At 68.9% G+C, this 22,676-nt stretch carries 20 protein-coding genes and 1 tRNA gene; 13 read left to right on the forward strand and 8 right to left on the reverse strand.

What is annotated here, in order from left to right; translation table 11 throughout:
* Positions 1–5: 5 nt before the first annotated feature.
* From KBY96_RS03495 to KBY96_RS03505, 3 genes are all read right to left on the reverse strand, one after another.
* Positions 6–1,295 carry a flippase gene (locus KBY96_RS03495; RefSeq protein WP_254977825.1) on the reverse strand — a complete coding sequence of 430 codons (1,290 nt, stop codon included), beginning with the start codon at positions 1,293–1,295 and terminating at the stop codon, positions 6–8.
* A 79-nt stretch (positions 1,296–1,374) separates the two neighbouring features.
* On the reverse strand, positions 1,375–2,118 hold the full coding sequence (locus KBY96_RS03500; RefSeq protein ID WP_254977826.1) for an RES family NAD+ phosphorylase: 744 nt from the start codon (positions 2,116–2,118) through the stop codon (positions 1,375–1,377).
* A complete protein-coding gene (locus KBY96_RS03505) occupies positions 2,111–2,476 on the reverse strand; it encodes an MbcA/ParS/Xre antitoxin family protein (RefSeq protein ID WP_254977827.1) in 366 nt (121 codons plus the stop codon). The genes KBY96_RS03500 and KBY96_RS03505 overlap by 8 nt, the downstream gene beginning before the upstream one ends.
* Before the next feature lie 165 nt (positions 2,477–2,641).
* On the opposite strand from KBY96_RS03505, the gene KBY96_RS03510 reads away from it, so the two are divergent.
* Genes KBY96_RS03510 through secA form a run of 6 tightly spaced genes read left to right on the forward strand, consistent with a single transcriptional unit; the run spans position 2,642 to position 11,012 of the window.
* Positions 2,642–3,586 (forward strand): N-acetylmuramoyl-L-alanine amidase, encoded by a 945-nt coding sequence (locus KBY96_RS03510; RefSeq protein WP_254977828.1) that lies wholly within the window; start codon positions 2,642–2,644, stop codon positions 3,584–3,586.
* Positions 3,583–4,350, forward strand: a complete 768-nt coding sequence (locus KBY96_RS03515) for a glycosyltransferase family A protein (protein ID WP_254977829.1) — start codon at positions 3,583–3,585, stop codon at positions 4,348–4,350. Before KBY96_RS03510 ends, KBY96_RS03515 begins: the two co-directional genes overlap by 4 nt.
* Before the next feature lie 8 nt (positions 4,351–4,358).
* Positions 4,359–5,267, forward strand: a complete 909-nt coding sequence (locus KBY96_RS03520; protein WP_254977830.1) for an NAD-dependent epimerase/dehydratase family protein — start codon at positions 4,359–4,361, stop codon at positions 5,265–5,267.
* Between the two features lie 9 nt (positions 5,268–5,276).
* Positions 5,277–6,239 (forward strand): glycosyl transferase, encoded by a 963-nt coding sequence (locus KBY96_RS03525; RefSeq protein ID WP_254977831.1) that lies wholly within the window; start codon positions 5,277–5,279, stop codon positions 6,237–6,239.
* Positions 6,230–8,098 (forward strand): nucleoside-diphosphate sugar epimerase/dehydratase, encoded by a 1,869-nt coding sequence (locus tag KBY96_RS03530; RefSeq protein WP_315859461.1) that lies wholly within the window; start codon positions 6,230–6,232, stop codon positions 8,096–8,098. Before KBY96_RS03525 ends, KBY96_RS03530 begins: the two co-directional genes overlap by 10 nt.
* 37 nt (positions 8,099–8,135) lie before the next feature.
* A complete protein-coding gene (gene secA, locus KBY96_RS03535) occupies positions 8,136–11,012 on the forward strand; it encodes a preprotein translocase subunit SecA (protein ID WP_254977832.1) in 2,877 nt (958 codons plus the stop codon).
* A 32-nt stretch (positions 11,013–11,044) separates the two neighbouring features.
* On the opposite strand, the gene epsC is transcribed toward secA, so the two are convergent.
* A complete protein-coding gene (epsC, locus tag KBY96_RS03540) occupies positions 11,045–11,794 on the reverse strand; it encodes a serine O-acetyltransferase EpsC (RefSeq protein WP_396122242.1) in 750 nt (249 codons plus the stop codon).
* Between the two features lie 128 nt (positions 11,795–11,922).
* On the opposite strand from epsC, the gene KBY96_RS03545 reads away from it, so the two are divergent.
* Positions 11,923–11,994: transfer RNA gene (locus KBY96_RS03545), tRNA-Gly, on the forward strand.
* Positions 11,995–12,045: 51 nt separating this feature from the next.
* On the opposite strand, the gene KBY96_RS03550 is transcribed toward KBY96_RS03545, so the two are convergent.
* Positions 12,046–13,035 carry a GntR family transcriptional regulator gene (locus KBY96_RS03550; protein WP_254977905.1) on the reverse strand — a complete coding sequence of 330 codons (990 nt, stop codon included), beginning with the start codon at positions 13,033–13,035 and terminating at the stop codon, positions 12,046–12,048.
* A 151-nt stretch (positions 13,036–13,186) separates the two neighbouring features.
* Here KBY96_RS03550 and KBY96_RS03555 point away from each other — a divergent pair, with 151 nt between their 5' ends.
* Entirely contained in the window at positions 13,187–13,939 is a 753-nt protein-coding gene (locus tag KBY96_RS03555; RefSeq protein WP_254977833.1) for a dienelactone hydrolase family protein, read from the forward strand.
* A 35-nt stretch (positions 13,940–13,974) separates the two neighbouring features.
* On the opposite strand, the gene infC is transcribed toward KBY96_RS03555, so the two are convergent.
* Both infC and miaA read right to left on the reverse strand, forming a co-directional pair.
* Entirely contained in the window at positions 13,975–14,625 is a 651-nt protein-coding gene (gene infC / locus KBY96_RS03560) for a translation initiation factor IF-3 (protein WP_254977834.1), read from the reverse strand.
* A gap of 39 nt (positions 14,626–14,664) precedes the next feature.
* Positions 14,665–15,585, reverse strand: coding sequence for a tRNA (adenosine(37)-N6)-dimethylallyltransferase MiaA (gene miaA, locus KBY96_RS03565; protein WP_254977835.1), 921 nt, complete (start codon positions 15,583–15,585; stop codon positions 14,665–14,667).
* 109 nt (positions 15,586–15,694) lie between these two features.
* Between miaA and gyrB the strand changes: the two genes are divergently transcribed.
* Together gyrB and KBY96_RS16250 are read left to right on the forward strand one after the other, a co-directional pair.
* Positions 15,695–17,662: a DNA topoisomerase (ATP-hydrolyzing) subunit B gene (gyrB, locus tag KBY96_RS03570; RefSeq protein WP_254977836.1), complete on the forward strand. Its 1,968-nt coding sequence runs from the start codon at positions 15,695–15,697 to the stop codon at positions 17,660–17,662.
* 1 nt (position 17,663) lies between these two features.
* Positions 17,664–17,978 (forward strand): SH3 domain-containing protein, encoded by a 315-nt coding sequence (locus KBY96_RS16250; protein WP_261358032.1) that lies wholly within the window; start codon positions 17,664–17,666, stop codon positions 17,976–17,978.
* A 3-nt stretch (positions 17,979–17,981) separates the two neighbouring features.
* On the opposite strand, the gene KBY96_RS03580 is transcribed toward KBY96_RS16250, so the two are convergent.
* Positions 17,982–18,461, reverse strand: coding sequence for a glutathione peroxidase (locus KBY96_RS03580; protein WP_254977837.1), 480 nt, complete (start codon positions 18,459–18,461; stop codon positions 17,982–17,984).
* 97 nt (positions 18,462–18,558) lie between these two features.
* On the opposite strand from KBY96_RS03580, the gene mgtE (KBY96_RS03585) reads away from it, so the two are divergent.
* The 3 genes from mgtE (KBY96_RS03585) (at position 18,559) to KBY96_RS03595 (ending at position 22,596) form a co-directional block, all read left to right on the forward strand.
* On the forward strand, positions 18,559–19,986 hold the full coding sequence (gene mgtE / locus KBY96_RS03585) for a magnesium transporter (protein ID WP_254977838.1): 1,428 nt from the start codon (positions 18,559–18,561) through the stop codon (positions 19,984–19,986).
* Positions 19,983–21,401: a magnesium transporter gene (gene mgtE, locus KBY96_RS03590; protein ID WP_254977839.1), complete on the forward strand. Its 1,419-nt coding sequence runs from the start codon at positions 19,983–19,985 to the stop codon at positions 21,399–21,401. Before mgtE (KBY96_RS03585) ends, mgtE (KBY96_RS03590) begins: the two co-directional genes overlap by 4 nt.
* Before the next feature lie 103 nt (positions 21,402–21,504).
* The gene (locus tag KBY96_RS03595) at positions 21,505–22,596 is read left to right on the forward strand and encodes an RpoD/SigA family RNA polymerase sigma factor (RefSeq protein WP_254977840.1); all 1,092 of its coding nucleotides are present in this window, start codon (positions 21,505–21,507) and stop codon (positions 22,594–22,596) included.
* Positions 22,597–22,676 lie beyond the last annotated feature (80 nt).

A 22,676-nucleotide genomic window follows, 5' to 3' on the forward strand; every position in this document is an offset into this window, starting at 1 on the left:
TGTAATCACCTGGCTTTTTGGCCTACAAGCTGGAATGGGAAGGCAAGCTTTAGGGCGTTTGCCCTTGTTTCCTCGGACCATAGTGCCATCACGGCAAAGGTTGCCAAGCCATAAGAAACAAAAGTCGCAATGGCTGCACCATGGAAGCCGTAACTGGGGATCAGTGCTAAATTCAAGAGGATGTTTGCTGAGCATCCAGCCGCAGTTCTTGCTGCAGAGACCTTTTCCAGCCCTGCTTTCTGAAGCCAGGATGAGCTTGCAGTGCCTGTTGAAACGGCAAATGAAGCTAGCCCTAGCCAGATCATCGCATTTTGAGCAGGCTGAAACCGTGGCCCAAAGATCAACGGAATTAGAGCCGATAAAGCTGTGCTTGTTACTAGTGCCATCCCTACACCGAGAATCCATGCGGCCTTGTACAGGCGTTTGAGTGCTGTGTCCGTATCAAAGTTGCCCCTACCGTGGCCAATTCTTGGTAGAAACGTTGCAGACAGGATTACTGGGAGGAAGTAGAGGCTTTCGGCTGTCTTTACGGCTACTGAGTACTGTCCTACTTCTTCAGGCCCGCGCAACCATTCCAGCATGACTTGGTCACTCTTGACATACAGCATCACCGACAATCCGGCCAGGAGCAACGGCCAGCCACGTTTCAGTAAAACGCGCGCTGTAGGCCATGATACCTCATGCAAGGTAGTAACGAATCTGTAGCTGTTGGCGAATCTGCTGAGAACAACAGCTCGTGCAGCCATTGCCAGGGTCTGCACGCCTCCAAACGCCATCAGCGGAGCTTGGCTCAGCAACGCAACGACTGAAACACACGCTCCAGCGATGGTCTGTGCAAGCCCTGCTTTTGCGACGCGGGTGCCTTGCTGCCGGTTCAGCAGCTCCACCTCAAACACCTCTGCGGAGCTGAACAGATTGCCCAGCACCGCCAGGCCCATCAGGCCGGCCAGCACCGGATCCCGCGCCGCCCAGGCAAAGGGCACCAGCACCAGGGCAATGACAGCCGTGCCCAGCAGTTCGATCCAGAAGGCGGTGGCCACCAGACCGGGTCGTGGCGGTTCCTCGCACAGCAGGATCGCCAGGCTGCCCTTCACGCCCAGGCTCCCCAGCGGGCTGAGCACGCCCACCAGGGCGGCCACATAGCTGAGGGTGCCGAGCTTTTCCGGCCCCAGATAGCGCGCCGTCCAGCCGCCGATGCCGATCGACACCGCCAGCCTGAACACCTGGCTGCCCACCTGGCTGATCAGGGACGTGCGCAGGCGCTCGGGTTTGGCTTGAGGCTGCCCCACGGCCATGGCTCAGTGGTGATTTGTCACCAGCCGGGGCACGGGCGGGCTCGCGGTTTCAGGGTAGGGCTCTGTGGGGACCGGCGGCTCAGGCTGGATCGGGCCCTGGCCAGCGGCCATCCACCAGGAACTGCTCCCTCTTCAGGGTGATCACCTGGCTCAGGCCGAAGGATGCGAAGGTCACGCCGTCGGGCCGGATTTCCAGCGTCCAGTCCTGGAAATCGAAGGGAGTGCTGCTGAACGCCCAGACAGACAGAACGCCCACGCAGGGCGCCTCCTGGGGGGCACGAGCCGAGAGCACTTCGAAGGCCTCGATCCCCAGCTGCCGCATCACCCGGCCCAACCGCTGACTGGCGGCATAGCTGCAGGGGTCAGTCACCGCCTCCAACGCGCTCTCCTCCAGGCAGTCCTGCAGCTGCAGACCCCGCTGCACCTGGATCTCCACGTGAAACGAGGTCTGCTGACGGTGGATCGTCTTGCCCGGTGGCAGCGGAGCGCCTTCCAGCAGTCGTAACGCATGGAAGGCTTGTTCGGCCAGCACCGTGGTGAGTGCCCGCGCCCCGTAGACCATCTCTCGCTGATCCTGTGGCGTGAAACGCGAGCCGCTGCGCAGCGGTGGATAGCGAAACGGGGTGATGAGCAGACGGTGCTGGGCCACCCCCGCCGGCAGCGGCGGTTTCACCGTTTCGATCAGGGCCTCCAGCCTGGCCTGGTCGGCCAGGGTTTCGGTCCAGCGCTCGCTGGCATGATAGCCCTGGCGGTCGGTGATGCGCACCACCCCGCCAGCCATTGGCTGGATGTGGGGCAGCAGAAACGTCTCCGGATCAGGCACGCAGGGCGTCCAGGTAGGCGGCCACGCGCGCCAGCCCCTCCACAGAGGCAAGCAACTGGCGCGGCGCCTGCTGCGCCAGGTGTCGGTTCGGCTGCATCAGCCAGTGCTGCATCAGCTCGGTATCCGATCCCATCAGCGCATCCAGGCTGCGCGCCACCCGTAGAAACAACAGACCGAGCTCTCCTTCCTTGCTGGCGGGATCCAGGCCGCTGCGTTCCAGGCTGGTGCGGTGCCGCCCCACGATCACACCAAGCTCGTCCTTGGAAATGCCCAGTTCAGCGGCTGCCTTGATGCAGGCATCGGCCACCAGCCGGGCATCGGCAGCCGAGGTGTCAGCACCGTGCTCCAGAACTGCCATTCAGCCTCGGTATTTGTGCGATTGCACGCAGGCTAGGCGCATCTGAGCGTTTGCGCGGTGCCCTTGGGCGTTCCTTTCCGGCCTTGCCAGCAGGCGTTGCCGCGAAACTGCGGCATCCTGCCTGGCATCGCCTGTTCCCAGCCCGCAGTCACCTGCGCCCCGTCGATGCCGGCCACCATCTACCTGCACTGGGCCGCCACCCCCTATTCCTGGGTGCGCTCCGGGCTCTATCACACGATCATCGGCGGAGATGGCACCGTCCACCGCCTGCACGCTTACAGCATCGATCTGCCGGCCCACACCTGGCGCCGCAACAGCAATTCGATCGCCCTCTCCTGCGCCTGCATGGGCGGCCGGCCCGATCCCTGGACGATCCCGCCCACCGAGGTGCAGCTCGATGCGCTGTGCCGTGAGGCTGCCAGCGTGGCCAGCAGCTGGGGCTGGCGCGAGGGCGACATCACCATCCAGCGGGTGATGACCCACGCCGAGGCGGCGTCAAACCGCGACGGCCGCCGGATGCACGACAACTACGGTCCGGTGATCTGGGGCGGCACCGGCGAGCGCTGGGATTTCCTGCAGCTCAGCAAGGGCGGCCCGCCCACTGGCGGCGAGGAGCTGCGGGGGCGCATCCGGCGGTTTCTGGCCGCGCCGGATGGGCCTGCGGGCAGTGGTGCTGGCAAGCCGGGGTCGGCGTCGAGCGCCGCCGGGGCAGCCCCTGGCGCTCCAGTCCGCCTCGAATTCCGCCGCGCCACCACCATGAGCGCCCGGGGCGAAACCCTGGCGGTGGAGCTTGACGCCAACGGCTCCTCCTGGGCCCTGGCCGCCGATCTGCTGGCGCTCTACGAGATCCCTTACGAATGGGACGCCAGCCGCCGCCGGGTGCTGGTGGGCAGCCTCGATGTGGTGCCCACCTTCCGCGACGATCAGGTGCAGCCCGGCGTCGGCTGGCCCCTGTTCGAGATGACCCTGCAGAACGGCAACGCGCCGGTAGTGCTGCGCGGCATCCTGCGCGACAACCGCGCCTGGTGCAGGGTGCTCGAATTCGCCGAGGAGTTCGGCATCAGCGCCACCTTCGAGCCGTTCACGCTGCTGGAGCGGCGGGGGGGATGAACGGGCCGCCGCTGGTTTCGGTGGTGATGCCCTGCCGCAACGCAGGCGCCTTCATCGGCCAGGCGATCGCCTCGGTGCAGGCCCAGACGGAATCCCGCTGGGAGCTGTTGATCGTGGACGACCACTCCAGCGATGCCTCCCCCGAGCTGATCGCCGAGGCGGCCCGCGCTGATGCCCGCATCCAGCCGCGCCTGCTGCCGTTTGCGGTGGGGGCGGCCACCGCCCGCAACCTGGCCATCGAGCGGGCCCGCGGCCGCTACATCGCCTTCCTCGATGCCGACGACCGCTGGCTGCCAGCGAAGCTGGAGCAGCAACTGGCTTGCTTTCGGGCCCACCCGGGCGCCGCGATCGTGTGTTCCTCGTATTACACGGTGCGGGCGATCGATGAACCGCTTCAGCACGTGGTGCAGGCACCGCAGCGCATCAGCTTCCGCGAGATCGTGCGCACCAACGCCATCTGCACCAGCACAGCCGTGGTGGACACCGCGGTGGTGGGGAGGTGCTACCTGCCCCGGCTCACGATCACCCACGACTGGGGCCTGTGGCTGCAGATCTTTGCTCGTGATCCGGAGCAAGTGGTCTGCTGTGGTGTGTGCGCCCCCTTGGCTGTACGGGTGCGTCATTCCCGCTCGCTGTCCGCCAATCCGTTGCGCACAACCCTCGACAGCTTCCTCACCCTTCGCTGCTACAGCGGCCTCTCCACCCCCGCGGTGCTGCTGGCCCTCGCCCACCATTCCCTGGCCGCCCTGCGCAAGCGGCTCTGAGCTCCGCCATGGCCGCCCGCATCGCCATCACCGGGGCCTCCGGCTTTGTGGGCCGGGCCCTGGTGGCGGCCCTTTCGCCCCACCACACCGTGTTCCCGGTGCCCCGTGCTCTGCTGGCCGCCGAGGAGTCGCCCGCTGCCCTGGAGCGCTTCGCGCCCACCCACCTGGTGCACGCCGCCGCCATCGCCCACCGCCGCCCGCCGCGCGGTGCCGCCGAGCGCCGCGAGCTGCAGCGGGTGAATGTGGAGCTGGCCGCCAGTACGGCCCTCCTGGCTGCCCGGCTGGGAGTGCGGCGGCTGCTGGTGCTCAGCTCCATCGGCGTGCACGGCGCCGCCACCGCCCACGGCCAGGCGATCACGGAAGCCAGCCCCCTGCAGCCGGCCAACGCCTACGCCCGCTCCAAGCTGGAGGCCGAAGATCGCGTGCGCACCGCCCTGGAGGGCACCGCCACCGGCTGCACGATCCTGCGGCCGGCGCTGGTCTACGGCCCCGGCGCCCCCGGCAACCTGGCCGCCTTCAGCCGCTGGGTGGATGCCGGCCTGCCCCTGCCTCTGGCCGCCGTGGCCAACCGGCGCAGCCTCATCGCCCTGGCCAACCTGGTGGACCTGATCGCCACCGCCCTGCTCGCCGAGGCCGCCGCCGGCCGCACCTACGTGGCCGCCGACGCCGAAACCATCGCCACCCCCGAGCTGATCCGCCTGATCGCCCGCGTGCGCGGCCGTCCTGCCCGCCTCTTTCCCCTGCCGCCGCCGGTGCTGGCCGCCGCCGGCCGCCTGCCCCTGCTCGGCCCGAAGCTGCGCCAGCTCAGCGGCAACCTGGTGGTTCACAGCGCCCTGGTGCGCCGCGAGCTGGGCTGGCGCCAGCCCCTGGCCCAGCGCGCCGCCCTCGAGGCCGCCTTCGCTTCCCAGCCCCGCTGACCGCCGCCGATGGCCCCGCTCCTGCTCACCACCGCGGCGGCCCTGCTCAGCTGGGCGCTGCTGGCCCTGCTGCTGCCCCAGCTGCGCCGCCGCCTGCCCGATCAGCCCAACGCCCGCAGTTCCCACCAGCGCCCCACCCCCCGCGGCGGCGGTGTGGTGTTCGCCCTGGTGGGCGCCGCCTTCGCCCTGCCCCTGGGCAGCGCCATGCCCGCCCTCTGCCTGCCCCTGGCCGGCGTCGGCCTGCTCGACGACCGCCGCTCCCTCTCCCCCGCCCTGCGCCTGGCGGCCCAGCTGGCCACCGCCCTGGTGCTGCTGGCCGCGAGTTCCTGGGCCGGCACGGGGTGGCTGCTGGCTGCGCCGCTGGCCCTGGCGGTGGTGGCCCTGATCAACCTCACCAACTTCATGGACGGCCTCGATGGCCTGGTGGCCGGCTGCCTGCTGGTGCTGCTGGCCGCCGCCGCAACGCCGCTGGCGGGGGCCGGCCAGCCTGCCCTCTGGCCCCTGGTGGGCGCCCTGCTCGGCTTCCTGCCCTGGAACTGGAGTCCGGCGCGGCTGTTCATGGGTGATGCCGGCAGCACCTTCCTCGGCGCCGTGTTCGCCGGCGCCCTGCTGCAGGCCCCCGGCTGGCGCGATGCCCTGGCCCTGCTGCTGGTGGCCACTCCCCTGCTGGCCGATTCCGGCCTCTGCCTGCTGCGCCGCCTGCTGGCCCGCCAGCCCCTGTGGCAAGCCCACCGCCTGCACCTCTACCAGCGTCTGCAGCAGGCCGGTTGGAGCCACGCCCGCGTGGCCGGCCTCTACAGCGCCGCCACCGCCGCCCTCGCCCTGGCCCAGCGCGCCGGCGGCTGGCCCTGGCTGCTGCCCCTCGCCGCCGCCGTGGTGCTGATCGGCGTGGGGCTCGATCGCCGCGTGGCGGTGCCGTTCGCCGTGGCGTCTACGGTGACTTTCAACTCGCAGCCGCCGCAGTGGCGCTGAGGTTTCGCTGGCCGTTCATCGGCGGCATCCCGCTGATGCTGCGGCGCCTGCCCCTGCTGCTCGCCGACGTGCTGCTGCTGCCCCTCTCGGTGTGGCTCAGCTTCCTGCTGCGCCTGGCCGATCCCTGGCCGCCCCAGCTGCAGGAGTCGCTCTGGCTGCTGCCCACCGTGCTGGTGATCGGCTTGCCGATCTATGCCCTCAGCGGCCAATACCGCGGCCTGGCCCGCTACGTGGGCAGCGCCGCCCTCTACCAGCTGGCCGCCCGCAACGCCCTGCTGGTGCTGCTGGTGGCCTTCGCCGGCCTGCAGCTGCAGCAGCCGGCCCCGCCCCGCAGCAGCTGGATCCTGCTCTGGATCCTGCTCACCGTGTTCACCGGCGGGTTGCGCTTCGCGCTGCGTGATCTGTTGCTCGGCCAGGTGCCCCGCGCCCCGCGCCGGCGCCGCCAGCGGGTGCTGATCTACGGCGCCGGTGCCGCCGGCGCCCAGCTTGCCGCCGCCCTGCGCCTGGCCCACAGCACCCGCATCGCCGCCTTCCTCGACGACGACCCCGGCCTCTGGCACCGCACCCTCTACGGCGTGCCCGTGCTGCCCCCCGCTCGCCTGCCGCGGCTGCTGCGCCAGGGGCGCGTGGATCAGCTCATCCTCTCGATCCCGTCGCTGCCCCAGAGCGAGCGCCGCCGCCTGCTGGCCTCCCTACAGGGCTATGGCGTGCCCGTGCTGCAGGTGCCCTCGGTGGATGAGATCGCGTCCGGCCGCGCCCGCATCGACACCCTGCGTCCGGTGCCGATCGAGGATCTGCTCGGTCGCGAGAGCGTCCACCCCGACGCCGCCCTGCTGGAGGGGGCGATCACCGGCCGCTGCGTGCTGGTGAGCGGTGCCGGCGGCTCGATCGGCGCCGAGCTCTGTCGCCAGATCCTGCGCCTGCGTCCCGCCCGGCTGGTGCTGCTGGAGCGCAGCGAGTTCGCCCTCTACGCCATCGGCCAGGAGCTGGAGGGCTGGGCGGCCCCGCAGCCATTGGTGCAGGCCCTCGGCGATGTGGCCGACCAGGGATTTCTGGAGCGGCTGCTGCGCGCCTACGGCGTGCAGGTGCTCTTCCACGCCGCCGCCTACAAGCACGTGCCCCTTGTGGAGGCCAACATCTGCGCCGGTCTGGCCAACAACCTCAACGGCACCCGCAGCGCCCTGGCTGCATCCCTGGCCTGCGGCCTGGAGCGCTTCACGCTGATCTCCACCGACAAGGCGGTGCGGCCCACCAACGCCATGGGCGCCAGCAAGCGCGTGTGCGAGCTGCTGGTGCAGAACGCCGCCGCCGCCCAGAGCCGCACCATCTGCTCCATGGTGCGCTTCGGCAACGTGCTCGGCTCCTCCGGCTCGGTGGTGCCGCTGTTCCGCCGCCAGATCGCCGCCGGCGGGCCGCTCACGGTCACCCACCCGGAGATCACCCGTTTCTTCATGACCATCCCCGAGGCCGTGCAGCTGGTGCTCCAGGCCAGCGCCATGGCCGCCGGCGGCGAGGTGTTCCTGCTCGACATGGGCCCGCCGGTGCGGATCGCCGACCTGGCCCGCCAGATGATCCAGCTCTCCGGCGCCAGCGTGCGCGACGCCGCCAACCCCGACGGCGACATCGAGATCCACTACACCGGCCTGCGGCCCGGCGAGAAGCTGCACGAGGAGCTGCTGCTCGCCGACGCCAGCGACCCCACCGCCCATCCCCTGATCAGGCGCGCCCGCGAGGAGTCCCTCGCGCCCGCCCGTCTGGCCGAGCTGATGGCCGCCATGGAGGCGGCCCTGGGCCGCTGGGATCAGCCCGCCGCCCTGGCGGTGCTGCGCCGGCTCGTGACCGATTACCAGCCTCGGTAGGCTGCCAGCACCGCCCTCCCTGGTAGCCGTTTTCACCATGCTCAAGCTCCTGCTGGGTGATCCCAATGCCCGCAAGCTGAAGCGCTACCAGCCCCTGGTGTCGGACATCAACCTGCTCGAGGAGGAGATCGCCCCCCTCTCCGACGACGAGCTGCGCACCCTCACCGCCGAGTTCCGCCAGAAGCTGGAGAACGCGCGCGGGGCCGGCGGCATGGGTGGCGGCGACCCCGAGGCCGTGCGGGCGCGCGAGCGCAGCGTGCTGGATGAGCTGCTGCCCCAGGCCTTCGCGGTGGTGCGCGAGGCCGGCAGGCGGGTGCTCGGCCTGCGCCACTTCGACGTGCAGCTGATCGGCGGCATGGTGCTGCACGACGGCCAGATCGCCGAGATGAAGACCGGCGAGGGCAAAACCCTGGTGGCCACCCTGCCCAGCTACCTCAACGCCCTCACCGGCCGCGGTGTGCATGTGGTCACGGTGAACGACTACCTGGCCCGCCGCGACGCCGAGTGGATGGGCCAGATCCACCGCTTCCTGGGCCTCTCGGTGGGCCTGATCCAGCAGGACATGACGCCCCCCGAGCGGCGCGGCAACTACGCCTGCGACATCACCTACGCCACCAACAGCGAGCTGGGCTTCGACTACCTGCGCGACAACATGGCCACCGATATCGCCGAGGTGGTGCAGCGCGAGTTTCAGTACTGCGTGATCGACGAGGTGGATTCGATCCTCATCGATGAGGCCCGCACGCCCCTGATCATCTCCGGCCAGGTGGAGCGGCCCCAGGAGAAATACCAGAAGGCCGCGGAGGTGGCGGCCGAGCTGGTGCGCGCCGCCCAGCTCGGCAAGGACGGCATCGACCCCGAGGGCGACTACGAGGTGGACGAGAAGCAGCGCAGCTGCACCCTCACCGATGAGGGCTATGCCAAGGCCGAGCAGATGGTGGGGGTGAGTGACCTGTTCGATCCGGCCGATCCCTGGGCCCACTACATCACCAACGCCCTCAAGGCTAAGGAATTGTTTGTGTGCGATGTGAACTACATCGTGCGTGGCAGTGATGCGGTGATCGTGGATGAGTTCACCGGCCGGGTGATGCCCGGCCGGCGCTGGAGTGATGGCCAGCACCAGGCGATCGAGGCCAAGGAGGGCCTGCCGATCCAGCCCGAAACCCAAACGCTCGCCTCGATCACCTACCAGAACTTCTTCCTGCTCTACCCGCGGCTGGCCGGCATGACCGGCACCGCCAAAACCGAGGAGGTGGAGTTCGAGAAGACCTACAAGCTCGAGGTGGCCGTGGTGCCCACCAACCGGCCCCGGGCCCGCTCCGACTGGAGCGATCAGGTGTACAAGAGCGAAACCGCCAAGTGGGGTGCCGTGGCCGCCGAAACCGCCGAAGTGCACCGCGCCGGCCGGCCGGTGCTGGTGGGCACCACCAGCGTGGAGAAATCGGAGCTGCTCTCAGCCCTGCTGGCCGGGCAGAAGATCCCCCACAACCTGCTCAACGCCAAGCCCGAAAACGTGGAGCGGGAGGCCGAGATCGTGGCCCAGGCGGGCCGGGCCGGCGCCGTGACCATCGCCACCAACATGGCCGGCCGCGGCACCGACATCATCCTCGGCGGCAACGCCGACTACATGGCCCGCCTGAAGCTCCGCGAGGTGCTGCTGCCCCTGCTCGTGCGCCCCGAGGAGGGCCACCGGCCGCCCGTTCCCCAGCAGCGCAGCCAGGCTGCCGCCGGCTTCGGCAACGGCGCCAACAGCGCCAGCGACGCCACCGCCCCCAGTGAGGCCCGCGCCATCGGTGCCCTCTACCCCTGCTCCCTCAGCGACCACACCGACCAGGCCCTCACGGCCCTGGCCCGGGAGCTGGTGAAGGCCTGGGGTGATCGTCAGCTCACCGTGCTGGAGCTGGAAGACCGCATCGCCCAGGCCGCGGAGAAGGCCCCCACCGACGACCCCCAGATCCAGAGCCTGCGCGAGCTGATGGCCCGGGTGCGCGGCGAATACGAAGCGGTGACCAAGGCCGAGGAGCAGCAGGTGCGCGAGGCCGGCGGCCTGCACGTGGTGGGCACCGAGCGCCACGAGTCGCGCCGGGTGGACAACCAGCTGCGCGGCCGCGCCGGCCGCCAGGGCGACCCGGGATCCACCCGTTTCTTCCTGTCGCTGGAGGACAACCTGTTGCGCATCTTCGGCGGCGACCGCGTGGCCGGCCTGATGAACGCCTTCCGGGTGGAGGAGGACATGCCGATCGAATCGGGCATGCTCACCCGCTCGCTGGAGGGCGCCCAGAAGAAGGTGGAAACCTACTACTACGACATCCGCAAACAGGTGTTCGAGTACGACGAGGTGATGAACAACCAGCGCAAGGCCGTGTACACCGAGCGCCGCCGGGTGCTGGAGGGCCGTGAGCTCAAGGCCCAGGTGATCGGCTACGGCGAGCGCACCATCGATGACATCGTGGAGGCCTATGTGAACCCCGACCTGCCGCCCGAAGAATGGGACATGGAGCGGCTGGTGGCCAAGGTGAAGGAGTTTATCTATCTGCTCTCCGATCTCGAGCCCAACCACGTGCAAGGTCTGTCGATGGAGGAGCTCAAGGCCTTCCTGCAGGAGCAGATGCGCAATGCCTACGACATCAAGGAGGGCCAGATCGAGGCCCAGCGGCCGGGATTGATGCGCGAGGCCGAGCGCTTCTTCATCCTCCAGCAGATCGACACCCTCTGGCGCGAGCACCTGCAGGCCATGGATGCCCTGCGCGAATCGGTGGGCCTGCGCGGCTATGGCCAGAAGGATCCGCTGATCGAATACAAGAACGAGGGCTACGACATGTTCCTGGAGATGATGACCCAGATGCGCCGCAACGTGATCTACTCGATGTTCATGTTCCAGCCCGCCCCGGCGCGCCAGGGCGCCACTGCCTGAACGCTCTGCCTGAGTGCTCTGCCTGAGCCCTTTCAGTTGGTGGTGCCGGGGTTGTCGCCCAGGAACTCCAGGATCTCCCGGTCGCGCAGGTTCTGGGACAGGCCGCCGCAGGGCTCGTGCAGCGGCCGCCCGGCGGTGAGCTCCTGCAGGCAGGCCTGGGTGCGCACCAGCTCGCTCTCCAGGGCGTCGATGCGCTCCATCAGGTTGCGGATCACCCGCGCCTCGGTATCCGGCAGGGCCGAGTGGGCGAGCGGATCCACGCGCACACCGCTCTGGTGCACCACCCGACCCGGGATGCCCACCACCGTGCAGTTCGGCTCCACGTCGCGCAGCACCACCGAACCGGCGCCGATGCGGGTGTTGGCCCCCACCGTGATCGCCCCCAGCACCTTGGCGCCGGCGCCCACCACCACGTTCTGGAGCAGGGTGGGGTGGCGTTTGCCGTGGGCCTTGCCGGTGCCGCCCAGGGTCACCCCCTGATACAGCAGGCACTGATCGCCGATTTCGGCCGTCTCGCCGATCACCACCCCCATGCCGTGATCGATGAACACGCCGTGGCCGATGCGCGCACCGGGGTGGATCTCCACGCCGGTGAGCAGGCGGCCCAGCTGGCTCAGCAACCGCGCCGGCAGCGGCAGTCGCAGGCGCCAGAGCCTGTGGCTGAGCCGGTGCAGCAACAGGGCGTGCAGTCCCGGGTAGCAGAGCAGGATTTCCAGCGGCCCGCGCGCGGCGGGATCCCGCTCCTGGATGATCGCCAGGTCGGCGCGGATGGCCTTGAACATCCGGGCATCCTGGCGGAGCGCCTGCCCTGTTGAGCGGCCCGCGTTTGACCGTGGGGCCCGCCGTCAGGCATGATCACTTGGCCGGCGGGGCGAGCCGCCAGGCGTGCTCGGCAATCGCGGCCGAACGTGCGGATGTAGCTCAGTGGTAGAGCATCTCCTTGCCAAGGAGAGGGTCGAGAGTTCGAATCTCTTCATCCGCTTGTCTTGAATCAGCCCGTCTTCAGGACGCCTCAGCCCCTCTTCTGGCTGCCTCAGTCCACTGTCAGGCCGATCTCCTTGCGCAGTTCCTCGATGGTGGCGGTGCCCAGATAGCTCTGGGCGCAGTGCACCACCGGCAGGCGCATCAGCTGGCCCCGGTTCTGGCGCAGGCTCTGCTCCACCAGCGGCAGGCTGGGCCGGTCGCAGAGCACGTGACCGGACGCCCGCAGCAGGGCCAGCAGGCGACTGCCGATGTCGGGGTTGGCGGTCATCACCAGCAGCTCGTTGCCCCGCAGGCTGTGCAGGATCACCTCGGCGGCCCGCAGGATGCCGGGGCTGATGCTCACCAGCCCCACGCAGCTGCCGCTGCGCAGTTCCTTGAGCAGCTCGAGCTCGTGGCGGAAGTCGTTGAGGTCCACCGGCACCGCGCGCACCCCGTGGCGGCGGGCGATCTCCTCCACCGGCTGCAGGAAATAGCGGCTGGTCACCACCGTGCCGTTGTTCGACTGCTCCAGCACACCCTCCAGTTCCTCCATCGGCACCACCTCCACCGGCACCGCCAGGTTGGGGGTGAGTTCCTCGGCGATCAGCAGCGAGGCGCCCAGGTCTTCCCGCGGCGTGCTCACCAGCACCCGGGCACCGCAGCGCAGCCGCCAGTCGATCTCGCGGGTGAGCAGGTCACGGGTCTGTTGCAGGGTGCAGCCGGCCTGCAGCAGCCCGTCAACGCTCTGGCGCACCTCCCGGTCGATGTCGGGCAGCACGCGGTTGCGGGGCCCCGGCGGCGGTTTGATCTGCCGCGGTTGCTGCTGGTTGCGCACGTAGATGCCCGAACCGGCCATGGCCTCCACCACACCGTCGGTCTCCAGCTGGCGATACACCTTGCTGATCGTGTTGCGGTGCAGTCCCGTCTGCATCGCCAGCTGGCGGGTGCTGGGCAGGCGGTGACCCGGCGGGTAGTGCCGGGCCGCGATCGCGAAACAAACCTGGTTGTACAGCTGGGTCGACGCGGGAATGTCGCTCTCCTGCTGGATGTGAAATCGCACGCCGCGCCGGGCCTGAGGGTTCGAACTCACCATACGGAGCATCTCCGTTGGGGACAATCCCCCTGTTGGCATACGCATGTGTGCCGGTTCAGGGACAGTTGCCCGGTCGCGGCGGGCTTCCAGACTGGCTTGGCCCCCGTTGCGACGCGCCATGGCCTCCGCTGTGATCTCCAGCTGGCAGGAGCTCCCGGCTGCCGGTGGACTGCGGCTGCGCTGCTGGTGGGCGCGGCCGGCGCAGCAGCGACCCCGGGCCGCCGTGCTGGTGCTGCCGGAGGTGTTCGGCCTCAACGCCTGGGTGCGGGGGGTGGCCGAGCGCCTGGCCGCGGAGGGCTATGGCGCCCTGGCGATGCCGATCTTCGCGCGCACCGCCCCCGATCTCGATCTGGGCTACGACGCGGCCGGGCTGGCGGCGGGCCGCGTGCACCGCGACCGGGTGAGCGCCGCCGACGTTCTCGCCGATGCCCGGGCCGCCATCGCCTGGCTCCAGGCCCAGCCGGGCCTGGACGGGCCCGTGGGCTGCGTGGGCTTCTGCTTCGGCGGCCACCTGGCCATGCTGGCGGCCACCATTCCCGAGGTGGCCGCCAGCTGCGCTGCCTATGGCGCCCGCGTGTCCAGCTTTCGCCCCGGCGGCGGTGAGCCCACCCTGGCGGTGCTGCCCACGATCCCAGGCCACCTGCTCTGCCTGGTGGGCGATCAGGACCCGCTGATGCCCGCCGAGGAACGACAGGCCATCGCCGCGGCCCTGGCAACCGACGCCGCCCGGCGGCCGCAGCTGGAGCGCCGGCTGGTGGTGGCGCCCGGTGCTGGCCATGGCTTCTTCTGTGAGGCCCGCGCCGACTACCACCCTGAGGCCGCTGCCCAGGGCTGGCAGGAGATGCTCGCGCTGTTCAGCCGCCGGCTCTGACGGCAGCTCTGGAGCCGTTCTCGGGGTGCTCCGCCTCAGGCCTCGGCCGGACTGACGGCAGCCGGACTGGCAGCGGGCGCCACAGTTTCGGCTTTGTTGGCCTGGCTCTTGACGCGGGTTGGCGTCTTGGGAGCGGCGGCGCTTTTGCGCGGACTGAGAAACATGATCATGTTGCGGCCCTCGCGCTTGGGGGGCTGCTGGATCTCGGCCGCTGTCTCCAGGTCTTTGGCCATGCGCTTGAGCAGCACTTCCGCCAGGGCCGTGTGCTGAATCTCCCGGCCCCGGAAGATCACCGTGCACTTCACCTTGTCGCCGGCCTTGAGGAAACGGGTGGCCTGACCGATCCGCACGTCGTAGTCGTGCTGATCGATCTTGTAGCGCATCTTCACCTCCTTGACTTCAGTTTGATGCGACTTCTTCTTGGCCTCCTTGGCCTTCTTCTCCTGCTCAAACTTGTATTTGCCGTAGTCCATGATCCGGCACACCGGCGGATCGGCCTTCTCGCTCACCAGCACCAGGTCGAGTTCCCGGTCCCTGGCCACGCTCAGGGCTTCGTCCCTGGTGATCACCCCGAGTTGACTGCCGTCGAAATCAACCACCCGTAGCTGGGGGTAGTTGATGCGCTCGTTGATGTTGGGCAGCTCCCGCACGGGAGCGCGGCGGTCAAAACGGGGACGAGGTGGCATTCAGGCGTTGGTAGGTGTCGGATGGGTGGATATCTCCCTTCACCCTAGACGCCCCTCGATCTCCGGCAATGCCTGGTGCAGTTGCCCCTTTGTGTCGGCGGCGCTCAGCCACAGGGGCCGGTGCTGGCGGCGAAACCAGGTGCGCTGGCGCTTGGCGAACTGGCGCGTGCGCTGGGCGGTGAGCGCCACGGCGGCGCTCCGCTCCAGCTCCCCGGCCAGCAGGCGCCGGGCCTCGCCGTAGCCGATCGTGTCCAGCAGGGGCAGATCAACGCCGTAGCGCCCGATCAGGGCCCCGGTTTCCTCCACCAGTCCGCCGGCATAGAGGGCCTCGGTGCGGCGCTGGATGCGCTGGCGCAGATCGGGCGGATCCAGGCCCAGTTCCAGCACCCGCCAGGGCGGCGGTGCGCTCCCCTGCTGGCCCGAGAGCGGGCGGCCGGTGGCGTACAGCACCTCCAGGGCCCGCTGGGTGCGTACCGCGTCGGCGGGGGTGATGCGGGCGGCGGCCACCGGGTCGGCGCTGCTGAGCAGCTGGTGGCAGAACGGCTGGCCGAGGGCCTCCAGCTGGCGGCGCAGGGCGGGCTGGGGCGGCACCGCCGGCGGCCGCAGGCCCTGGGTGAGGGCCTTGAGATACAGGCCGCTGCCCCCCGCCAGCAGGGCCAGGGGCGGCCCGCCACGGGGGTGGGCCAGTTCCGCGGCGATCGCCGCCTCGGCCAGGGCGCAGAACTCCTGCAGGTTGATCGGCTGGTCGGGCTCGCGCAGGTCGAGCAGGCCATGGCGGGCGGCCGCCTGCTGGGCTGCGCTGGGCTTGGCCGTGCCCACGTCCATGCCCCGGTAGAGCTGGCGCGAGTCCACGTTCAGCACCGCCAGATCGAGGGCCCGGGCCAGGGCGATGGCCAGGTCGGTCTTGCCGCTGGCCGTGGGGCCCAGCAGCACGATCACCAGGGGTTGGCCGCTGCCCATCGCTCCAGCCTGGCAGGCCGGCTGGCGGTGGTAGATTCACTCTCTGAGAAGGGATCTCGCCGGGAACGGTTGCCGGTTCCATGCCTGATCCCAGGGGAACCCCTCCCGCATGAGCGAAGCCACGAAGGTTCAGAACGATTACGGCGCCGAGCAGATCCAGGTGCTCGAGGGCCTGGAGCCGGTGCGCAAGCGCCCGGGGATGTACATCGGCACCACCGGGCCGAGGGGTCTCCACCACCTCGTCTACGAGGTGGTGGACAACTCCGTGGACGAGGCCCTGGCGGGCCACTGCGACCAGATCCTGGTGGTGCTCCACGAGGACGGCTCCTGCGGCGTCACCGACAACGGCCGCGGCATCCCCACCGACATTCACCCTCGCACCGGCCGCAGCGCCCTGGAGACGGTGCTCACCGTGCTGCACGCCGGCGGCAAGTTCGGCTCCGGCGGCTACAAGGTGTCCGGTGGCCTGCACGGGGTGGGCGTGTCGGTGGTCAACGCCCTCTCGGAATGGGTGGAGGTGACGGTGCACCGCGCCGGCCAGGAGCACCGCCAGCGCTTCGAGCGCGGTGAGCCCATCGGCACCCTCAGCTCCAGTCCCGCCGCCGCGGGCGAGGAGGAGCGCACCGGCACCGCCGTGCGCTTTCTGCCCGACACCCAGATCTTCAGCGGTGGCATCGAATTCGACTACGCCACCCTGGCCGCCCGTCTGCGCGAGCTGGCTTATCTCAACGGCGGCGTGCGCATTGTCTTTCGAGACGAGCGCCCCGCGTCCTGCAGCGAGGCCGGCGAACCCCACGAGGAATCTTACCTTTACGAAGGCGGTATCCGCGAATACGTCGCCTATATGAATGCGGAGAAGGATCCTCTGCACCGCGACATCATCTATGTGAACGCCACCAAGGACGGCGTGCAGGTGGAGGCCGCCCTGCAGTGGTGTGTGGATGCCTACTCCGACAGCATCCTGGGCTTCGCCAACAACATCCGCACTGTCGATGGCGGCACCCACATCGAGGGCCTCAAAACGGTGCTCACCCGCACCCTCAACACCTTTGCCAAGAAGCGCGGCAAGCGCAAGGAGGCCGATTCCAACCTCGCCGGCGAGAACATCCGCGAGGGCCTCACCGCCGTGCTGTCGGTGAAGGTGCCGGAGCCTGAATTCGAAGGTCAGACCAAAACCAAACTCGGCAACACCGAGGTGCGTGGCATCGTCGACACCCTGGTGGGTGAAGCCCTGGCCGAATTCCTGGAATTCAACCCCTCGGTGATCGATCTGATCCTCGAGAAGGCGATCCAGGCCTTCAACGCCGCCGAAGCCGCCCGCCGCGCTCGCGAGCTGGTGCGCCGCAAGAGCGTGCTGGAGAGTTCCACCCTGCCCGGCAAGTTGGCCGACTGCTCATCCCGGGATCCCTCCGAATCGGAGATCTACATCGTGGAGGGCGATTCGGCCGGCGGTTCGGCCAAGCAGGGTCGCGACCGGCGCTTCCAGGCGATCCTGCCCCTGCGCGGCAAGATCCTCAACATCGAGAAGACCGACGACGCCAAGATCTACAAGAACACTGAGATCCAGGCGCTGATCACGGCCCTGGGCCTGGGCATCAAGGGTGAGGAGTTCGACGAGAAGAACCTGCGGTATCACCGCATCGTGATCATGACCGACGCCGATGTGGACGGCGCCCACATCCGCACACTGATCCTCACGTTCTTCTTCCGCTATCAGAAAGCCCTGGTGGAGGGCGGCTATATTTATATCGCCTGTCCGCCTCTCTACAAGGTGGAGCGTGGCAAGAACCACACCTACTGCTACAACGAAGGCGAACTCAAGAAAACGGTTGCGTCGTTCGGCGAGAAGGCCAATTACACGATTCAGCGCTTCAAGGGTCTGGGGGAAATGATGCCCAAGCAGCTGTGGGAAACCACCATGGATCCCTCCACGCGCACGATGAAGCGGGTGGAGATCGAGGATGCCCTCGAGGCCGACCGCATCTTCACGATCCTGATGGGCGACAAGGTGGCCCCCCGTCGCGAATTCATCGAAAAACACAGCGCCGAGCTCGATCTCGCCCAGCTGGACATCTGAAATGACCGCGGTCGCCCCCTGGCGTGTGGCGGCCCTGCTGGGGTTCGCCCTGGTGGCCCCGGCCGGTCTTCCGGCCGGAGGGGCCGACTGGCGCCTGCCGGAACTGCGCCGCCGCCAGAGCCGGGAGCCCCTGCTCTCGGTGGTGCCCCAGGCGCTGCGCTGTGCCCCGCGCCACCAGGCGCCCACGATCAGCAGCACCGAAGCCGGGGTGCCCCTGCGGGTGCTGCGCCGCTGGCAGCAGCCCGGCGGTGAGCGCTGGCTGCAGGTAGAACTGCCCACCGTCGCCGGTCTGCGCCGGGGCTGGCTGGCCGGCTGAGGATCAGGCCGCCAGCGCCGCCTCGATCGCTGTGGTGAGTTCGGCGCCATCCGGTTCCACCGCACTCTTGAAGCGGCCCAGCACAGTGCCGTCCTTGCCGATCAGAAACTTCTCGAAGTTCCAGGCCACATCCCCGGCCGGCTCCACCTGGGTGAGGGTGCTGTAGGGCTCGGTCTTGGCGCCGCTGGCGTGCACCTTGTCGAACAGGAGGAAGTCGGCGCCGTAGGTGCTGGAGCAGAACTGCTGGATCTCCGCCAAGCTCCCCGGCTCCTGGCCGCCGAAGTCGTTGCAGGGGAAGCCGAGCACGCTGAAGCCCCTGGGCCCGTAGGTGTCCTGGAGCTTCTGCAGCCCGGCGTACTGGCGGGTGAAGCCGCAGCGGCTGGCCACATTCACGATCAGCAGCACCTGGCCGCCCCACTCCCCAAGCCGCCGTTCGGCGCCGCGGCTATCGCGCACCACCACATCACTCGCGTTCAGCGCCATCGAGAGCATCGGGTTCACACCTGCCGACGTTAGCTCTCGGGTTCGTGTGCCCCGGCCCGCGGCGGCCCATAAACTCGCAGGGCCCTGACAACTGGCGATGGGCGAGGCGAACGGCGCGACATCCCAGGCCACGGCCGCCAACGCCACGTCGGCCAACGCCAACGTCGCCGTGGTGGTGGCGTCGCAACTGGAAGCGCTGCTGCAGGCGGGGAACTACGACGGAGCGAAGCTGCTGCTGCAGCCGGTGCAGGAGGTGGACGCGGCGGAGGCGATCGGGCGGTTGCCGATGACGCTGCAGGCGCTGGCGTTCCGGTTGCTGCCGAAGGACGAGGCGATCGATATCTATGAGTATCTGCCGGTGGAGGTGCAGCAGAGCCTGCTGGAGCGTCTGCGCTCGGGAGAGGTGCTGGAGCTGGTGGAGGAGATGTCACCGGACGACCGTGCGCGGCTGTTCGATGAACTGCCGGCGAAGGTGGTGCGTCGGCTGCTGGCGGAACTGAGCCCGGCGGAGCGTCGGGTGACGGCGCAGCTGCTGGGGTATGCGCCGGAGACGGCGGGTCGGTTGATGACAACGGAGTTCATCGACCTGAAGGAGTTTCACAGCGCGGGCCAGGCGCTGGATCTGGTGCGCCGGCGGGCGCGGGACACCGAGACGGTGTATTCGCTGTATGTGACGGACGGATCACGTCACCTGTCGGGGATTCTGTCGCTGCGGGATCTGGTGGTGGCGGATCCGGAGACGCGGATCGGGGATGTGATGACGCGGGATGTGGTGAGCGTGAGCACGGACACGGACCAGGAGGAGGTGGCGCGGGCGATTCAGCGGTACGACTTTCTGGCGATGCCGGTGGTGGACCGGGAGCAGCGGTTGGTGGGGATCGTGACGGTGGACGACGTGATCGACGTGATCGAGCAGGAGGCGACGCGGGACCTGTATGCGGCGGGAGCGGTGCAGGCGGGCGATGAGGACGACTACTTCCAGGCCGGCCTGTTCACGGTGGTGCGCCGCCGCATCGTGTGGCTGCTGGTGCTGCTGGTGGCCAACAGCATCACGGCCGCGGTGATCGCCCGTGAGGAGGACATCCTCAGCCGGGTGGTGGTGCTGGCGGCCTTCATTCCGCTGCTGATCGGCACCGGCGGCAACGTGGGCGCCCAGAGCTCCACGGTGGTGATCCGCGGCCTCAGCACCCAGCAGCTGCTGATCAACGGCCGCCGCCTCACCGTGCTGCGCGAGGGCATCGCCGGCCTGATCCTCGGCCTGATGCTGATGGCGGCGGTGGTGCCCTGGGCCTGGCAGGTGGGCGGCGATCCGCACGTGGCCTGGACCACCGGCCTCAGCCTGGTGGCAATCACCACCCTGGCGGCGATCGCCGGTTCGGCCCTGCCGCTGCTGTTCAACCGCATGGGGCTGGATCCGGCGCTGATGTCGGCGCCGTTCATCACCTCGGCCGTGGATGTGGCCGGCGTGGTCATCTACCTGCGCACGGCCCGCTGGCTGCTGCCGGGCCTGGGGGAGAACGCATGAGCCGCACCCCCGGCACCCTGTCGAGCGAGCTCGGCGCCACGTCGGCCAACGCCAACGTCGCCGTGGTGGTGGCGTCGCAACTGGAAGCGCTGCTGCAGGCGGGGAACTACGACGGAGCGAAGCTGCTGCTGCAGCCGGTGCAGGAGGTGGACGCGGCGGAGGCGATCGGGCGGTTGCCGATGACGCTGCAGGCGCTGGCGTTCCGGTTGCTGCCGAAGGACGAGGCGATCGATATCTATGAGTATCTGCCGGTGGAGGTGCAGCAGAGCCTGCTGGAGCGTCTGCGCTCGGGAGAGGTGCTGGAGCTGGTGGAGGAGATGTCACCGGACGACCGTGCGCGGCTGTTCGATGAACTGCCGGCGAAGGTGGTGCGTCGGCTGCTGGCGGAACTGAGCCCGGCGGAGCGTCGGGTGACGGCGCAGCTGCTGGGGTATGCGCCGGAGACGGCGGGTCGGTTGATGACAACGGAGTTCATCGACCTGAAGGAGTTTCACAGCGCGGGCCAGGCGCTGGATCTGGTGCGCCGGCGGGCGCGGGACACCGAGACGGTGTATTCGCTGTATGTGACGGACGGATCACGTCACCTGTCGGGGATTCTGTCGCTGCGGGATCTGGTGGTGGCGGATCCGGAGACGCGGATCGGGGATGTGATGACGCGGGATGTGGTGAGCGTGAGCACGGACACGGACCAGGAGGAGGTGGCGCGGGCGATTCAGCGGTACGACTTTCTGGCGATGCCGGTGGTGGACCGGGAGCAGCGGTTGGTGGGGATCGTGACGGTGGACGACGTGATCGACGTGATCGAGCAGGAGGCGACGCGGGACCTGTATGCGGCGGGAGCGGTGCAGGCGGGCGATGAGGACGACTACTTCCGCAGCAGTCTGTTCGCGGTGGCCCGGCGGCGGGTGGTGTGGCTCCTGGTGCTGCTGGTGGCCAACTCGGGCACCTCGGCGGTGATCGCCAGCCAGCAGGGGGTGCTGGAGCGGCTGGTGGTGCTGGCGGCCTTCATTCCGCTGCTGATCGGCACCGGCGGCAACGTGGGCGCCCAGAGCTCCACGGTGGTGATCCGAGGCCTCAGCACCCAGCGGATCATGCAACTGGGCCTGGGCCGGGCTGTGCTGCGCGAAACCGTGGCCGGCGCCCTGCTCGGGTTGCTGCTGGCGGTGGTGGTGCTGCCCTGGGCCTGGGTGATGGGCGGCAGTGCCCTGGTGGCCATGGCGGTGGCCGTGAGTCTGCTCGCCATCAGCGTGCTGGCGGCCCTGGCCGGGGCCTCGCTGCCCCTGCTGTTCAACCGCATGGGCCTGGATCCGGCGCTGATGTCGGCGCCGTTCATCACCACCGCGGTGGATGTGGCCGGGGTGTTCATCTACCTCTCCACCGCCGCCTGGCTGCTCCGTGCTCAGATCGGCCTGTGATGCCGGTGCCAGCTCGGGAGGCACTGTGGCAATCCGAACCGTCAGATGAGAGGTCGTTCACACTTCTTCAGGTTAGGCTTTACGGAACTTCAAGCCAAGCGCCATGACCCCCGCAGTGGCTTACGTCCAGGACCGTCCCGGAACTGACCAGAGCAGCGCCCCCAACGCCGCACCCGCCTCCGGCTCCGAGCGCAAGCTCTCCGTTGCCCCCAAAGCCCGCTCCCACCCCGCCGCCGATGGCGACCTGGTGCGCAGCTACCTGCGCGACATCGGCCGGGTGCCGCTGCTGTCCCATGAGCAGGAGATCACCCTGGGCCGTCAGGTGCAGGAGCTGATGGGGCTGGAGGAGATCGAGCAGGAACTGACGATGCGTGCCGGTGGCAGCGCCCCGAGCGCCAGTGAGCTGGCGGCGGCGGCGGGGATGAGCCCGCAGCTGCTGAAGAAGCGTCTGCAGGCGGGGCGTCGGGCGAAGGAGCGGATGGTGGCGGCGAACCTGCGTCTGGTGGTGAGCGTGGCGAAGAAATACACCAAGCGGAACATGGAACTGCTGGACCTGATCCAGGAGGGAACGATCGGGCTGGTGCGGGGTGTGGAGAAGTTCGACCCCACCCGCGGCTACAAGTTCAGTACGTATGCGTACTGGTGGATCCGGCAGGGGATCACGCGTGCGATTGCGGAGAAGAGCCGCACGATCCGGCTGCCGATCCACATCACGGAAACGCTGAACAAGCTGAAGAAGGGTCAGCGGGAGCTGAGCCAGACGCTGGGGCGGACGCCGACGGTGACGGAACTGGCGGAGTTTGTGGAGCTGCCTGAGGAGGAGGTGAAGGACCTGCTGTGCCGTGCGCGGCAGCCGGTGAGCCTGGAGACGAAGGTGGGCGACGGGGAGGACACGGAGCTGCTGGAGCTGCTGGCTGGGGATGAGGAGCTGCCGGAGGAGCGGGTGGATGGGGAGTGCCTGAAGGGCGACCTGCGGGCGCTGCTGGAGCAGCTGCCGGACCTGCAGGGCCGGGTGCTGAAGATGCGCTACGGCATCCCCTGCTCCGATGTGCCGGAGGGCACCGAGCCCATGAGCCTCACCGGCATCGGCCGGGTGATCGGCATCAGCCGCGACCGGGTGCGCAACCTCGAGCGGGATGCCCTGGCCCGGCTGCGCCAGCTCGGTGAGGCGGTGGAGGCCTACGTCGCCAGCTGAGGCCGCCTGGCACAGAATCGGTGCGCTGAGCTGAGCTGCCTGGCAGCTCAGCCTGGCCTCTCTTCAGCGGTGCTTCCAGG

Source organism: Cyanobium sp. ATX 6A2 (assembly GCF_024346355.1).
In the GTDB taxonomy this organism is placed as follows: domain Bacteria; phylum Cyanobacteriota; class Cyanobacteriia; order PCC-6307; family Cyanobiaceae; genus NIES-981.

What these genes read in the sequence shown, in the direction of transcription:
- KBY96_RS03595 (WP_254977840.1), top strand. Translation starts at nt 21,505, where the DNA reads ATGACCCCCGCAGTGGCTTACGTCCAGGACCGTCCCGGAACTGACCAG.
- KBY96_RS03525 (WP_254977831.1), top strand. Translation starts at nt 5,277, where the DNA reads ATGGCCCCGCTCCTGCTCACCACCGCGGCGGCCCTGCTCAGCTGGGCG.
- KBY96_RS03495 (WP_254977825.1), bottom strand. Translation starts at nt 1,295, where the DNA reads ATGGCCGTGGGGCAGCCTCAAGCCAAACCCGAGCGCCTGCGCACGTCC.
- secA (WP_254977832.1), top strand. Translation starts at nt 8,136, where the DNA reads ATGCTCAAGCTCCTGCTGGGTGATCCCAATGCCCGCAAGCTGAAGCGC.
- KBY96_RS03515 (WP_254977829.1), top strand. Translation starts at nt 3,583, where the DNA reads ATGAACGGGCCGCCGCTGGTTTCGGTGGTGATGCCCTGCCGCAACGCA.
- KBY96_RS03580 (WP_254977837.1), bottom strand. Translation starts at nt 18,461, where the DNA reads ATGGCGCTGAACGCGAGTGATGTGGTGGTGCGCGATAGCCGCGGCGCC.
- KBY96_RS03510 (WP_254977828.1), top strand. Translation starts at nt 2,642, where the DNA reads ATGCCGGCCACCATCTACCTGCACTGGGCCGCCACCCCCTATTCCTGG.
- KBY96_RS03520 (WP_254977830.1), top strand. Translation starts at nt 4,359, where the DNA reads ATGGCCGCCCGCATCGCCATCACCGGGGCCTCCGGCTTTGTGGGCCGG.
- KBY96_RS03555 (WP_254977833.1), top strand. Translation starts at nt 13,187, where the DNA reads ATGGCCTCCGCTGTGATCTCCAGCTGGCAGGAGCTCCCGGCTGCCGGT.
- KBY96_RS03505 (WP_254977827.1), bottom strand. Translation starts at nt 2,476, where the DNA reads ATGGCAGTTCTGGAGCACGGTGCTGACACCTCGGCTGCCGATGCCCGG.
- infC (WP_254977834.1), bottom strand. Translation starts at nt 14,625, where the DNA reads ATGCCACCTCGTCCCCGTTTTGACCGCCGCGCTCCCGTGCGGGAGCTG.
- epsC (WP_396122242.1), bottom strand. Translation starts at nt 11,794, where the DNA reads ATGTTCAAGGCCATCCGCGCCGACCTGGCGATCATCCAGGAGCGGGAT.
- gyrB (WP_254977836.1), top strand. Translation starts at nt 15,695, where the DNA reads ATGAGCGAAGCCACGAAGGTTCAGAACGATTACGGCGCCGAGCAGATC.
- mgtE (WP_254977838.1), top strand. Translation starts at nt 18,559, where the DNA reads ATGGGCGAGGCGAACGGCGCGACATCCCAGGCCACGGCCGCCAACGCC.
- mgtE (WP_254977839.1), top strand. Translation starts at nt 19,983, where the DNA reads ATGAGCCGCACCCCCGGCACCCTGTCGAGCGAGCTCGGCGCCACGTCG.
- miaA (WP_254977835.1), bottom strand. Translation starts at nt 15,585, where the DNA reads ATGGGCAGCGGCCAACCCCTGGTGATCGTGCTGCTGGGCCCCACGGCC.
- KBY96_RS16250 (WP_261358032.1), top strand. Translation starts at nt 17,664, where the DNA reads ATGACCGCGGTCGCCCCCTGGCGTGTGGCGGCCCTGCTGGGGTTCGCC.